The 14,311-nt window shown below is 60.1% G+C and carries 13 protein-coding genes; 3 read left to right on the forward strand and 10 right to left on the reverse strand.

All coding sequences use genetic code 11. From position 1 onward, the window contains the following. Positions 1-20: 20 nt before the first annotated feature. The 10 genes from AC2FF8_RS13965 to coxB form a co-directional block, all read right to left on the reverse strand. A complete protein-coding gene (locus AC2FF8_RS13965; RefSeq protein WP_170345124.1) occupies positions 21-839 on the reverse strand; it encodes an MBL fold metallo-hydrolase in 819 nt (272 codons plus the stop codon). 102 nt (positions 840-941) lie between these two features. Further along, a complete protein-coding gene (locus AC2FF8_RS13970; RefSeq protein WP_496879967.1) occupies positions 942-1,526 on the reverse strand; it encodes a GNAT family N-acetyltransferase in 585 nt (194 codons plus the stop codon). Beyond that, the gene (locus tag AC2FF8_RS13975; protein WP_257600233.1) at positions 1,526-2,788 is read right to left on the reverse strand and encodes a M16 family metallopeptidase; all 1,263 of its coding nucleotides are present in this window, start codon (positions 2,786-2,788) and stop codon (positions 1,526-1,528) included. Before AC2FF8_RS13975 ends, AC2FF8_RS13970 begins: the two co-directional genes overlap by 1 nt. Beyond that, positions 2,785-4,173 (reverse strand): threonine synthase, encoded by a 1,389-nt coding sequence (gene thrC / locus AC2FF8_RS13980; RefSeq protein WP_496879968.1) that lies wholly within the window; start codon positions 4,171-4,173, stop codon positions 2,785-2,787. Before thrC ends, AC2FF8_RS13975 begins: the two co-directional genes overlap by 4 nt. Further along, positions 4,170-4,847, reverse strand: a complete 678-nt coding sequence (locus tag AC2FF8_RS13985; protein WP_496879969.1) for an SURF1 family protein — start codon at positions 4,845-4,847, stop codon at positions 4,170-4,172. The genes thrC and AC2FF8_RS13985 overlap by 4 nt, the downstream gene beginning before the upstream one ends. A gap of 156 nt (positions 4,848-5,003) precedes the next feature. After that, positions 5,004-5,819 carry a cytochrome c oxidase subunit 3 gene (locus tag AC2FF8_RS13990; RefSeq protein WP_170345005.1) on the reverse strand — a complete coding sequence of 272 codons (816 nt, stop codon included), beginning with the start codon at positions 5,817-5,819 and terminating at the stop codon, positions 5,004-5,006. Positions 5,820-5,841: 22 nt separating this feature from the next. Beyond that, on the reverse strand, positions 5,842-6,417 hold the full coding sequence (locus AC2FF8_RS13995; RefSeq protein ID WP_170345004.1) for a cytochrome c oxidase assembly protein: 576 nt from the start codon (positions 6,415-6,417) through the stop codon (positions 5,842-5,844). After that, positions 6,417-6,578, reverse strand: coding sequence for a cytochrome c oxidase system small membrane protein (locus tag AC2FF8_RS14000; protein ID WP_162896804.1), 162 nt, complete (start codon positions 6,576-6,578; stop codon positions 6,417-6,419). The genes AC2FF8_RS13995 and AC2FF8_RS14000 overlap by 1 nt, the downstream gene beginning before the upstream one ends. Next, positions 6,575-7,525, reverse strand: coding sequence for a heme o synthase (cyoE, locus tag AC2FF8_RS14005; RefSeq protein ID WP_496879970.1), 951 nt, complete (start codon positions 7,523-7,525; stop codon positions 6,575-6,577). Before cyoE ends, AC2FF8_RS14000 begins: the two co-directional genes overlap by 4 nt. An 88-nt stretch (positions 7,526-7,613) precedes the next feature. Continuing rightward, positions 7,614-8,525: a cytochrome c oxidase subunit II gene (gene coxB, locus AC2FF8_RS14010; RefSeq protein WP_170345002.1), complete on the reverse strand. Its 912-nt coding sequence runs from the start codon at positions 8,523-8,525 to the stop codon at positions 7,614-7,616. Between the two features lie 176 nt (positions 8,526-8,701). Between coxB and tldD the strand changes: the two genes are divergently transcribed. The 3 genes from tldD (at position 8,702) to topA (ending at position 14,297) form a co-directional block, all read left to right on the forward strand. Further along, on the forward strand, positions 8,702-10,123 hold the full coding sequence (gene tldD / locus AC2FF8_RS14015; protein ID WP_496879971.1) for a metalloprotease TldD: 1,422 nt from the start codon (positions 8,702-8,704) through the stop codon (positions 10,121-10,123). 239 nt (positions 10,124-10,362) lie between these two features. Further along, positions 10,363-11,487: a DNA-processing protein DprA gene (gene dprA / locus AC2FF8_RS14020; RefSeq protein ID WP_496879972.1), complete on the forward strand. Its 1,125-nt coding sequence runs from the start codon at positions 10,363-10,365 to the stop codon at positions 11,485-11,487. Positions 11,488-11,654: 167 nt separating this feature from the next. Further along, a complete protein-coding gene (gene topA, locus AC2FF8_RS14025; protein WP_496879973.1) occupies positions 11,655-14,297 on the forward strand; it encodes a type I DNA topoisomerase in 2,643 nt (880 codons plus the stop codon). The last annotated feature ends 14 nt before the right edge of the window (positions 14,298-14,311 follow it).

Consider the following 14,311-nt stretch of genomic DNA (forward strand, 5'->3'; position numbering starts at 1 on the left):
CGATGCGATTGCCGCAAGCCTTATTCAAGATCAATCAGATAGCGCGGCTCAAGCACCACTACCGTGGGTCGGTCCGGAAGGTTCCGCAATGAGACGGTGATTTCCGACACCCCTTCGCGCTCGACCGGAAATGTATCCCTGATATCCGCCAGGAAGCGATCCAGCGAAAACTGCGAGAACCAGTGCATCGGAATGATGACAGAACTTTTCAGCCGTTTAAGAACCGCAATCATCTCGGGCAGAGGCATGGTGGTCCCGCCATCAACGGCGGCCATGACCACATCCAGCCGCCCAAGCGCGGCAAACTGCTCATCCGACGGGACATGATGCAAATGCCCCAGATGACCGATGCACAACCCCTCAACCTCGAACACAAAAATCGAATTACCGCGCTCTTCGACCCCACCATAAACAGACCGGATATCGGTCGAGACATTGCGCACCAGCATCTCTCCCAGATCCAGATGATGCTCGATACCTTTCCCGAACTCTCCCCATCCCGGCAGAACATGCGGAATGGCCGGGTCGGGATGGGCCGTCCAATGCGTGCCGTGGGCATGGTTCATCGTCACCACGTCCGGGATCAGGTTTGCGCTGCCGATAAACCCGGTAAAGTCCGTCACCGCATTCAGCCCGCCGCGGGTCTGGATCATGAAGGACGCGTGCGCGATATAGCTGATCCGCACCGAGAATTCCGGTACCGGATCCTGCCAGGCCGCCTTGTGCAGATACTCGATTCCGGGCGCCGCATCAGCAATGGCGATACAGTGGCTTGGCCGACGCTCCTGCGCAGCGGCCCCGCCCGAAATCACCATCAATGCCGCAATCAAACAGCGCATTCCCGAAGTGTAGCGCAGAACGCCCACAAGTCATGCCCCTTGTTCATCTGGCCACAAATATCCCGGGGGAGGCGCGGCTTGCCGCGACGGGGGCAGCGCCCCCTATCCCGCGTCGGTTTTTCCGCGCCGATCGGACCGCAGGCTGGCATACAGAACATGCGTCCGCCACCGTCCGTTGATCTGCAAATAAGACTGCGCCACGCCTTCATACTTGAAGGCCGAGCTTTCCAGCAGCCCGCGCGACGCCCGGTTTTCCGGCAGGCAGGCGGCTTCGATCCGGCTCAGGTCCAAACGGGTAAAGGCATGGTGAACCATCGCGCCGATGGCTTCACGCATATACCCCTGTCGGGCAAAGGCCTGACCGGTCCAGTACCCCAATGTGCCCGCCTGCGCGGGACCGCGCCGTATGTTGTCCAGCGTGATGGCCCCAACCAAGACGTCATCCTCGCGGCGAAACAGAAAAAGCGGAATTGCCGTCCCGGCCGCTACAGAACGTTGTGCCCAATAAACACGGTTGGTAAAGGATTTGCGGCTCAGGTGGTCCTTGGCCCAGATCGGCTCCCAAGGAGTCAGATAGTCTTTCGAGGCCCGCCGCAACGCGGCCCAATCGTTGAAGTCGGAATGTACAGGCGGGCGCAAGCTGAGCCGCGCAGTCTCGAGTTTCACCTTGCGTCTGCCCAACAGCATCACGCCGCCCGCCTCTCCTGTAGTTCGGCCAATGTCGGCGCCCCCGAAACCGGCCCGTACAGCGCCAAAGCGGCAGGTGCGTTGACGGCCATCTGCTCGGCGAATACGCGCACATCTTCGGTGCTGACCGCATCAATCCGGGCCACCGTATCTTCCAGAGACGGGACCCGCCCCCAGATCTGAACCAGCCGCGCCAAGCGTTCGGCCCGGTTTGACGGGCTTTCAAGCCCCATCAACATCCCGGCTTTCATCTGCGCACGGGCACGGGCAACCTCTTCCGTGGTCATGTCCTCGGCTGCGCGCTTCATTTCGTCAATGGTGATGGTGGCAAGCTCTGCCACCTGATCTGCCGACGTACCGGCGTAGATCGTCGTCGTACCGGTATCGGCATAGGCACCGGTCTGGGCAAAGATCGTATAGCACAGACCGCGCGACTCGCGCACCTCCTGGAACAACCGCGAAGACATGCCACCACCCAAAGCGGTGGAATAGATCTGCGCCGTATAGATCGCATCGTCGCGATAGCCCGGGCTTTCCAGCGCAAGTGCGAAATGGGCCTGCTCCAGCTCTTTCTCCTGCCGTGCTTCACCGCCGGTAAAACGCGCAGGCTCGGCGATCAGCCCGGTGCGTGGTTGCAGATGACCGAACATCTCTTCTGCCATTTTCATCAGCTGATCGTGTTCCACGGCACCGGCCGCGGACAGGATCATCTGATCGGGGCCATAATGCTCGGCCACGAACCCCGACAGATCCTCGCGCGAGAACGCACTGACCCGTTCGGTCGGGCCCAGAATGGTACGGCCCAGAGGCTGGTCGTGATAGCTCTGCTCCTGCAACCAATCAAAGATTACATCGTCCGGCGTGTCATAGGCCTGGCCGATCTCCTGCAAGATCACGCCGCGCTCAACCTCGATTTCGCGCGGGTCGAAAACCGGGTTCAGAACGATGTCGCCGATCACGTCCATCGCCAGCGCCACGTCATCCTTAAGCACCCGGGCATAATAGGCCGTCACCTCACGCGAGGTATAGGCGTTGATGTATCCACCCACATCCTCGATCGCCTCGGCGATTTGCAGCGCCGAACGCCGCTCGGTTCCCTTGAACGCCATGTGCTCAAGGAAATGCGCGATGCCGTTCTGTTCGATCCGCTCATGCCGCCCACCGGCGGTCACCCAGATGCCGATGGCCGCAGATTGCAGCCCCGGCATGTGTTCACTGACGATACGAAAGCCGTTCTTCAGTTGGTCTTGTCTGACAGTCACTCGGCGATGTGCCCTTTGATATGATCCTCGATGGCACCCAGATCGTCGGCAATCCGGGTCACCCGTTCCGGACGTTCATACAGATCAGACATGCGGGATGGAAGAGGCGGATGCACGTCGCTTGCCTTCTCGACTGCGGCCGGAAACTTGGCGGGGTGCGCAGTGGCCAAGGTGATCATCGGGGTGCCGGTGGCACGGTGTTCTTCACCGACCTTGATCCCGACCGCAGTGTGCGGGCAGACCAGTTCCGCGCTGTGGGCAAGCGTATGCCTGATCGTCGCCAGCGTTTCGTCCTCGGACACCCGGCCCGAGTCGAAAGTCTCGCGCAGCGCCTCCATCGCGCCCTGACTGACGTTGAAACCGCCGGACTTGAGCTCATCCATCAACTGCGCCACGGCTCCACCGTCCTCGCCATAGGCGTAATACAGCGCGCGCTCGAAATTCGAGCTGACCTGAATGTCCATCGACGGGCTGATCGATGGGATCGTGTCGCCCTTGAAATATCCCTCGCCCGACAGACACCGGTGCAGGATATCGTTCTGGTTGGTCGCCACGACCAGACGGTCGATCGGCAGGCCCATGCGCTTGGCCAGATAGCCCGCGAAGATGTCGCCGAAATTGCCGGTGGGCACAGTGAAGCTGACCTTGCGGTGCGGCGCGCCGAGGCTGACGGCGGATGAAAAGTAGTAAACGATCTGCGCCAGCACCCGCGCGAAGTTGATCGAGTTCACACCGGCCAGTTTGACACCGTCGCGGAAGTCGAAATCATTGAACATGTCCTTCAGCGCGGCCTGACAATCGTCGAAATCGCCATCCACGGCCAGAGCATGAACATTGCTGTCCGCAGGCGTCGTCATCTGGCGACGCTGCACCTCGGACACGCGGCCATGCGGGAACAGGATGAACACGTCCACCGCGTCCAGCCCCCGGAACGCCTCGATAGCGGCCGAGCCGGTGTCACCACTGGTCGCGCCGACGATGGTCACGCGATCTCCGCGACGCTTCAAGGCCACCTGGAACAGTTGACCGATCAACTGCATGGCGAAATCCTTGAAGGCCAGTGTCGGCCCGTGGAACAGCTCCAGCAGAAAATGGTTTTCGTTCAACTGCTTCAGCGGCGCGCGGGCGTCATGGCCGAAACCTTCATAGGCGCGGCCGATGATCTGCTTGAACTCATCCTCGGCAAAGGACCCGCTGACATAAGGCCACATCACGCGGAATGCGATGTCTTCATAGGACAACCCAGCAAGCGCCGCGATCTCGTCATGGCTCATCACGGGGATCTCGGCGGGCAGATACAGACCACCATCGCGGGCCAGACCGGTCAGCATCGCCTCTTCAAAGGTCAGTTCTGGCGCTTGGCCACGGGTCGAGATGTATTTCATTGCTCTTCTCTCTCAGAAGGGGCGCGGTTGCGCCACAGGAAATACCCGGTCATCACAGCCCAGACCAGAGCCAAGCCAAACCAGGTAATTGCATATTGCAGGTGATCGTTTGGAATTCCCGCCGTATCCACCGGCAAAGGCGTCACGTTCGGGTCGGTCTCAGACCGCGCGATCAGCAGCACCGGCTCGGCCCCCAAAGCGGCGGCCAGATTTGGCACGTCGCGGGCAAACCAGATGTTTTCATCGATATCGGGTTCAGGCGTGTAACCGTCGACCTCATCCGGCCAGTGCAGGTTGCCGGTGATCTCCATCGGGCCGGTCAGACGCGGCGTTTGCTTGGCCGTTGTCGGTATAAAACCCCGATCCACCAGGATTGTGCGGTCCTCGGTGCTGAACGACTGGATGATCCGATACCCTGCCCCCACCTGTTTGACCGAAACAAGCACATGGATTTCGCCTGGTTCCATCTCGCCCGTAACCGTCACCGGAAGATATTTGTCAGAGTCTTCTGAAACCTGCCGGGGCAAGGCGGTGGGTGCGGCTGAGATTCGGCTTTCGATCTCGGCCAGCACCTCCTGCTTCCAGGCCAGACGCTGAAGCTGCCAGATGCCCAGCGACAGCAGCACGCCCAAACCGGCAAGGCCGAAGATCAGCGGGAACAGAATGCGGCGCATGTCAGGGTCAAACCTCGTTTCAGGAACCGGCGTCTTGTTAAGGGGCGTGCGGGACAAATTGCAACCACGCAATTGTATGGGGCGCAATCTTGCGCCCGGAATAGAGAAAAAGCCGCCCCAAGGGGCGGCTTTTGCAATTGGATCACCTGACCGGTCTTACATCAGCGGAGCCTGTCCCCAGATGTAGACCGCGAAGAACAGGAACAGCCAGACAACGTCAACGAAGTGCCAGTACCAGGCGGCCGCCTCGAACCCGACATGTTTTTCAGGTGTGAAGTCGCCCTTGAGGGCCCGGATCAGGCAGACCGACAGGAAGATGGTGCCGATAATGACGTGGAAGCCATGGAAGCCGGTCGCCATGAAGAAGTTCGAATAGAACTGATCATCGCCAAACTTCCAGCCTTCATGGGCCAGCAGCTCATAATACTCGAACGCCTGCAACCCGGTAAAGGCGATGCCCAGAACGATACCGATGGCCAGACCGTTGATCAGCGCCTTGCGGTCATTGTCATGCACCAGCGCGTGGTGCGCCCAGGTAATTGCACAGCCAGACAGCAACAGGACCAGAGTGTTGATCAGCGGCAGGTGGAACGGGTCAACGGCGTGGATGTCCGGCTGGATGTATTCGGTGCCGGCATAGTCGTACATCGGGTACATGCGATGTTTGAAGAACGACCAGAACCAGGCAAAGAAGAACATCACCTCGGACATGACGAACAGGATGAAACCGTAACGCAGGCCGATGCGAACCACAGGAGTGTGGTCCCCCTGGCGGCTCTCGACAACGACTTCGGACCACCATGCGAACATGGTGTAGAGAACTGCGACCAGACCGGCCCAGAACATCCACGGCGTCACGCCGTGCATCCAAAGGACGGCTCCGAACAACATCACAAAGCCGCCGACAGCTCCGATCAGAGGCCAGATCGACGGGGCCAGAATGTGATAATCATGGTTTTTAGCGTGTGCCATCAGCGTCCCTCACCTACAGGCGTTAGTTCGTGTTTGTTTCTGCCTGCGCTTCAAGGGCGGCATAGCCCTCGGGCAGGTCGATTTCGTAGAATGTATACGACAGAGTGATCGTATGAACATACTTTGCTTCAAGATCTTCGACCATTTCAGGATCGACGAAGAAGGTCACCGGCATTTCTACGCGTTCACCGGGTTGCAGCACCTGCTCTTCAAAGCAGAAACAGGCAATCTTTTGAAAATACCCGCCTGCCGAATAGGGTGCCACATTGTAGGAGGCCTGCCCCGCGATTGGGCGATCCGTTGGATTGTAGGCCTCATAGAAAGCCAGTCCGGTCTCGCCGATGCGCACTTCCATCTCGCGGACGACGGGCTTGAATTCCCAGGCCATGTCTTTGGCCTTGGATGCATCAAACCGTACGGTGACCGTGCGGTCCAGAATTTCTTCGGGGGCGGCTTCGGCAACACCCGTGGTTCCGCCAAATCCGGTAACGCGGCAGAACCAGTCGTAGAACGGTACCGATGCCCAGGCCAGGCTGCCCATCAGGACAACCACACCCACGGTTTGAGCGACCGTTTTCTGAGGACCAGACAGCGCCATCAGTTCTGCACCTCCTGCGTGGCCATGTTGAAATCAGTACCCGAGACCTTGACGATGGTCAGGCCAAAGATGATCACGATAAAGGCAGCCAGCGTCAGTCCAACGCCCAGATTGCGGCTGAACCGGCGCTGATGCAGTTCATGGCTTTTGCGCAGGCTCATGACCATCCTCCCAAACCATAGGGCTTCAGCAAGGCTTCGGCCAGAACAGCGCCGAAATGCAGGAAGAGATAGAGCAGCGAAAGTTTGAAAAAGCTGCGTTCGGCCTTGAAGTTGTCGGCCTCCGAGTCATCCTCGGTCCGACGCGAAATTTGCCAGGCGCCGCGCAGGAACAACGCGTTCAACACCAGAGCCACGGTCAGGTAGATGGGACCACCGATGCCAGAAAACGCGGTTCCCACCGCCAGAATCGCCAGCAGGGCCGTATAGACGAGAATGTGTACACGCGTTGCACGGCGGCCGTGTGTCACGGTCAGCATGGGCACGCCCGCATCGTCATAGTCCGAGCGCATGAACAGGGCCAGAGCCCAGAAATGCGGCGGTGTCCACATGAAGGTCAGGGCAAACATCAGCCACGGCTCAACCGCCATGGACCCGGTTGCAGCCACCCAGCCGATCACCGGAGGGAAAGCGCCCGCCGCGCCACCGATCACGATGTTCTGCGGCGTCGAGCGTTTCAGCCACATCGTGTAGACAACGACATAGAAAAAGATTGTGAAGCCCAGAAACGCTCCCGCGAACCAATTGGTCGCAAGGCCCAGCATGATCACCGACAGGCCCGACAGGGTCAGGCCGATGGCCATCGCCTCACCCTCATCCACCTTGCCGGAGGGGATCGGGCGACCTTTGGTGCGTTTCATCACCTTGTCGATATCCGCATCCCACCACATGTTCAGCGCACCGGATGCGCCGCCGCCGATGGCGATGAACAGAATGGCGCAGAACCCGACAAAGGGGTGGACCGGAACCGGGGCCGCCAGCAAACCGACCAGCGCCGTGAACACGACCAGAGACATCACGCGCGGCTTCAGCAGGGCGAAGTAATCGCCAAAGCTGGCCTCGTCCGCGTGGGCGGTCGCTGTGCTAGCATTGATGCTTGCGTCGGTCATCTCGGGTCCTTTTGGGGCGAAAGCTGCGCGGTCAGCCCGCACAGCCTGCATTTCGTGTCAGGCGGGCCTCAACCCGCCCTCAGCGTGCTCAGTTCGAAGCAACCTGATAGTTTTGCGGCAGACCCGCATATTCTTCGATCGCGCCTTGCAGCCACTGGTCATACGCTTCCTGGCTGACGACTTTGACGGTGATCGGCATATAGGCGTGGTCTTTGCCGCAGAGTTCCGAACACTGACCGAAGTAGATGCCTTCTTTCTCGGCCTGGAACCACAGCTCCGCCAGACGACCGGGTACGCCATCCTGCTTCACGCCAAAAGACGGGATGGTCCAGGAGTGGATCACGTCAGATGCGGTAACCTGCATCACGACAACCTTGCCAACCGGAACGACCACGGCGGTATCGGTGGCCAGCAGCCATTCGTCTTCGCTGTAGCCGGCATCGGCCAGCTTGGCACGCATGGCATCATCCAGAACAAACGGGGTCACGTCCGCGTCGGCCGGGCGCGCGCCCTCGTCCAGAGTGGCCGGATGACCCAGCAGGTAGCTGTCGAACGCGAATTCGTGATCGACATATTCATAGGTCCAGTACCACTGGTTGCCCACGACTTTGATGGTGATGTCGCCTTCGGGGATTTCCTGCTGTTTGAACAGAACCGGCAGCGAAAACGCACCGATAAAGACCAGAATCAGGATGGGGCCAAGGGTCCAGGCAATTTCAACCGGGGTGTAGTGCGAAAACCTTGCCGGCTTGGGGTTTACACGTTCGTTGTAGCGCACGATGCAGTAGACCAGCAGACCGGCTACCAGCAGGCAGATTGCGGTGATGATCACCAGAATCATGCCGTCCAGACGCTGAATTCCCGTGGCAAGGCTGGTAGCCGCGGGTTGAAAACCCATACCGCCGTCAACCGGCTTGCCAATAATCTCAAGCTCCTGAGCCATGGCTGGAAGGCTGGAGAGGGCTGTCATAAACCCTGAAAGCATCAAAGCATTCTTCATGTTCTGTCCTGATCGTTTGATCTTTGCGTCCCTGGCGAAAAGGTGTGAATCGGTCGCACCTCTCCCGTTGTCTTTGGCCGCGTTAAAAACCATATTCCGTCGGGTAGATAAAGCAAAATGCTTGCGTCAAACAGACGCTATTTTTGATCTGGATCAAACCCGAAAGGTCCCAACCCATGTCCGACGCCCCGTTTCGCCCCTTTGAAAGCGCTCTTCCGCACGATGAAGCGCTTGCCATTTTGCGCTCGGCCACGGACGGTGCCGAGGACGGAGAGCTGTTTGTCGAGCGGCGGAAATCCGAGTCTCTCGTGTTCGATGACGGACGTCTGCGCACCGCGTCCTACGATGCGTCGGAAGGGTTCGGGTTGCGTGCCGTACAAGGTGAAGTGGCTGGATATGCGCATTCGACAGACGTCTCGATTCCTGCCCTGCAACGGGCGGCGGAAACGGCAAGACTGGCTGTGGGGGATGGCGGCGGGGTCCTGGCGGATGCTCCGCGTTCCACCAATACGCGCCTCTATACGGACGAAGACCCGATTGAATCCGCCGCGTTCCCGGTCAAGATCGAGACATTGCGTGAGATAGACGCCTTCGCGCGCGATCTGGACCCGCGTGTGGTTCAGGTCAGCGCCACGATCGCGGCAGCCGTGCAAGAGGTCGAGATTCTGCGCCCCGATGGTGTGATGGTCCGTGATGTGCGCCCCATGACCCGCGTGAACGTATCGGTCATTGTCGAACAGAACGGACGCCGCGAAAGCGGATCCGCCGGTGGTGGTGGCCGGGTTGGCCTGAGCGGGTTGATCGACCCCGCCGACTGGCAGGCCAAGGTACGCGAAGCGCTGCGCATTGCGCTGGTCAACCTGGACGCAGTTCCTGCACCGGCCGGTGTCATGGAAGTCGCGCTTGGCCCCGGCTGGCCAGGCATTCTGCTGCACGAGGCCATCGGCCACGGCCTGGAAGGCGACTTCAACCGCAAGGGCAGCTCGGCCTTTGCCGGGTTGATGGGTCAGCAGATTGCTTCCAAAGGTGTGACCGTGGTGGATGACGGCACGATTGCTGATCGTCGCGGTTCGATCAGCGTGGATGATGAGGGCACGCCCAGCGCACGCACGGTGCTGATCGAAGACGGCGTCCTGACCGGCTATATGCAGGACCGCCAGAACGCGCGGCTGATGGGGGTTGCTCCTACCGGCAACGGGCGGCGGCAGAGCTATGCACACAAACCCATGCCGCGCATGACCAACACGATCATGCTGGGCGGCGAAGCCGACCCGCAGGCTCTGGTGGCTGATATCAAGGACGGCATCTGGGCGGTTGGCTTCGGCGGCGGTCAGGTGGACATCACCAATGGCAAGTTCGTTTTCTCGTGCACCGAGGCGTATCGGGTCGAAAACGGTAAAATCGGCGCGCCGGTCAAGGGCGCCACGCTGATCGGTGACGGGCCCTCGGCCTTGAAACGCATCCGCGGGCTGGGCAACGATATGGCGCTGGACCCCGGCATGGGAACCTGTGGCAAGGACGGGCAATGGGTGCCGGTGGGTGTTGGCCAGCCGACCGTCCTGATGGACGGGCTGACTGTCGGCGGCTCGGCCGCCTGAGTCGGACGCGGCGCAATCCAAGAGGCGCAGGGTTAACCCAGCGCCTCTTTTTTCGCGAAGATCGCCTTTAGTGTTCAAAGCGCTCTTTCTGACTGAAAGTTTTTTATTTTATTTATTATCAACATCTTACATACGAAAACCCTGACAAGATTGCAAAAAAACACTTCTAATTTTCAACGATTCACAAGCTGTTAACTGCCTGTCCCGTAAACCAGTTCTGCAACAAGGCGGAGCAACGGATGACCGAAGAGCAGCTTTCTTCCAATCACCCCCCACTCCCACCCACCACGGAAGAGGACCGGTTTTCGTGGCTTCGTCTGTTGCGTTCTCGCAAGGTCGGTCCGGCGACATTTCGTCGGCTGCTTCGCGAACATGGCTCAGCGCAGAACGCGCTGGCCGCGCTGCCTGAAATGGCACGCGCCGCCGGTATAACAGGGTATGAAACCTGCCCCCCCGGCGTGATCGAGGCGGAACTCAGGGCCGCAAAAGCCGCCAAAGCGCGGCTTTTGTGCCTTGGGTCCGCTGAATTCCCCGCGACCCTGGCTGAACTGAACGAAGCCCCGCCGCTGCTTTGGGCGATCGGGGACCTTTCGCTGCTGCAAAAACCAGCGATTGCGATGGTCGGTGCGCGAAACTGTTCCTCGCTCGGCGCGCGGATGGCCCGTGGCCTGGCCACCGAGCTGGGCAGCAAGGGGCACGTTATAGTCTCTGGCCTGGCGCGTGGCATCGATACAGCCGCGCATATGGCCGCGCTGGAGACCGGCACGGTGGCTGTCATGGCCGGTGGCGTTGATGTGATATATCCCGCCGAAAACACGGAACTGGCCCATGATATCGCGTCCAGCGGCTTGCGGATTTCAGAACAACCGATGGGCGTGACGCCGCAGGCGCGGCACTTCCCGCGTCGTAACCGGATCATATCGGGCCTCGCGCAGGCGGTTGTCGTCGTCGAGGCTGCTGCCAAGTCCGGCAGTCTGATCACGGCACGGGACGCACTGGATCAGGGGCGCGAGGTTCTGGCCGTTCCCGGCCATCCGTTCGATGCGCGGGCCGCCGGTTGCAATCTGCTGATTCGTGATGGCGCCACACTTGTCCGAACCGCTGAAGACGTCATTGAAGCCTTGCCGCGGCAGGACGACCTGTTTTCCCGGCCAACCGAACCGCCCTCGGAACCAATCGCGCGCCCTGCAAGAAACCTGCACGAGCAGATCATCGCGCGGCTTGGCCCCTCGCCCATCGCCGAAGATCAATTGCTGCGGGATATCGCGGCCTCGGCCGGTGAGCTTGGACCGGCGCTGATCGACCTTGAACTTGATGGGCGAATCCAGCGTCAGCCCGGAGGTCTGCTGTCGCTGGCAAGTTGATCGAACCCTCGTTCCGGCGTGCCCGGTTTCTGAAGATCTGTGGTAGCGCACTGAAATCACGGCGCTTTTCCACCGACGAAAGGAACGCATTGACAATTCCTGCTTGCCCCACACATTTTGCACCACCATAGAAGGCGCCAAATTCGTCGAGCGAGGATTCCCCTTAAATGCCCGTAGTTGTTGTAGAATCTCCGGCCAAAGCAAAAACAATCAATAAATACCTGGGCCCCGACTACACAGTTCTGGCCTCTTACGGCCATGTGCGGGACCTGCCGCCAAAGGATGGATCGGTCGATCCTGAGCATGACTTCTCGATGAAATGGGAGGTCGGCAACGACAGCCGCAAGCATGTCAAGGCCATTGCCGACGCGTTGAAAGAAGACAATGCGCTGATCCTCGCCACCGACCCCGACCGCGAGGGCGAGGCGATCAGCTGGCACCTACAGGAGGCGTTGACCAAACGCCGCTCGATCAAGAAGGATACGCCCGTCAGCCGCGTGACCTTCAACGCCATTACCAAGGACGCCGTGACCGAGGCGATGCAGAACCCGCGTCAGGTCGATATGCCTTTGGTCGAGGCCTATCTGGCCCGCCGCGCGCTGGATTATCTGGTGGGGTTCAACCTGTCTCCGGTTTTGTGGCGCAAACTGCCGGGTGCTAAATCGGCGGGTCGCGTGCAATCCGTCTGTCTGCGCCTGATCGTCGAACGCGAGATGGAAATCGAGGCATTCAAGCCGGTGGAATACTGGTCGGTTCGGGCGCTGTTCGAGACACCGCGCGGGCAGACCTATGAGGCGCGTCTGGTCACGCTGGCCGGCAAGAAGCTGGACAAGCACGATCTGGCCAACGCGACGCAGGCCGAGCTGGCGGTTCAGGCCATCACCAGCCGCGCGCTGAGCGTGACCTCGGTCGAGGCCAAACCCGCCGCCCGCAACCCCAGCGCGCCGTTCATGACCTCGACCCTGCAACAAGAAGCCAGCCGCAAGTTCGGCATGGGTGCGCGCCACGCAATGCAGGTGGCGCAGCGACTTTATGAGGCCGGGTACATTACCTATATGCGGACCGACGGCATCGACATGGCGCCCGAGGCCGTGGCCGCGACCCGCGAGGCCATCGCTGATCGCTACGGCGCGGAATACGTACCGGACAGCCCGCGTATCTACAAAAACAAGGCCAAGAACGCGCAGGAAGCGCACGAGTGTATCCGCCCGACGGATATGTCGCGCGACGCCAAGGCGCTGAAAGTGACAGACGAGGATCAGCGCAAGCTTTATGATCTGATCTGGAAACGTACCATCGCCTGTCAGATGGCCGCCGCGCGTCTGGAGCGCACCACCGTCGAGATCGGCAGCGACGACGGTCAGGTCGGCCTTCGCGCCACGGGCCAGGTCGTAATGTTCGATGGGTTCATGCGGGTGTACGAAGAAGGCCGGGATGACGTCGCGGACGAGGATGAAAAGCGTCTGCCACAGATCACGCAGGGCGATCCGGCCCGTTTTGCCAAGACCTCTCTGAAGGATCAGTTTGCCAAGGCGACCAGCGACAGCGGCGACAAGGTCGCGAAAGAAGCGATCCTGTCCGAGAACGAATCCGTTCTGGCCCTTCAACACCACACCCAACCGCCCCCGCGCTATACCGAAGCGACACTGGTCAAAAGGATGGAAGAGCTGGGGATCGGGCGCCCATCAACTTATGCCTCGATCGTAACGACGATCCAGGACCGGGAATATGTCCGCAAGGACAAGAACCGGCTGATCCCCGAGGAAAAGGGGCGGATCGTTACGATCTTCTTGCTGAATTTCTTCCGGCAGTACGTTGGCTATGAGTTCACCGCCAATCTGGAAAAAGAACTGGATGACGTCAGCGCCGGGGAACGCGACTACAAGGACCTGCTGGGCAAGTTTTGGCGTGATTTTTCAGCCGCGATTGGCGAGACGTCCGAACTGCGGATTTCTGAAGTGCTGGACAGGCTCGACGAAGCTCTGGCTCCGCAGCTCTACCCGCCGCGCGAGGATGGGTCCGATCCGCGTATCTGCCCGAAATGCGGTACCGGTCAGTTGCACCTGAAGACCTCGCGGACCGGTGGGTTCGTCGGATGCGGAAACTATCCGGAATGTACCTATACGCGCCCGATTGCCGGTGAAGGCGCGGAAGGTGACGAAAGGCTGCTGGGTGAAGATGCCGGGGATGAGATCTGGTTGAAATCCGGCCGGTTCGGTCCTTACGTTCAGCGGGGCGAACCCACGCCCGAGAACAAAAAGCCCCCGCGTGCATCCCTTCCGCGCGGGTGGAGCAAGGATGACATGGACCTGGAAAAGGCTCTGACGCTTCTGTCCCTGCCCCGTCAGATCGGCGAACACCCCGAAGGCGGCATGATCAGCGCGAATTTCGGGCGGTTCGGTCCTTACCTGATGCATCAGCTGCCGGAGGAGGCAAAGCCGGTCTATGCCAACCTCAAAGACCCCAATGACGTGTTCGAGATCGGCATGAACCGCGCCGTTGAGTTGCTGGCCGAAAAACGGGCAAACCCCGGTCGGGGACGGCGGGCCGCGGCGAAGCCTCTGAAAGAGTTGGGTGAGCATCCGGATGGCGGCGCGATGCAGGTTCTGGACGGGCGCTATGGGCCCTACGTGAAATGGGAAAAGGTCAACGCGACGATCCCCAAGGACATCAAACCCGAGGACGTGACGCAGGAGATGGCCATCGAGCTTGTCAACGAGCGCGCTGCCAAAAAAGGCACCAAGAAAAAGGCCGCGCCCAAAAAGGCCACGTCCAAAAAGAAAGCAACCACCAAGAAAGCAACAACCTAGGCTGACAGGTGGTC

This window comes from Ruegeria sp. YTSA144 (assembly GCF_059610125.1).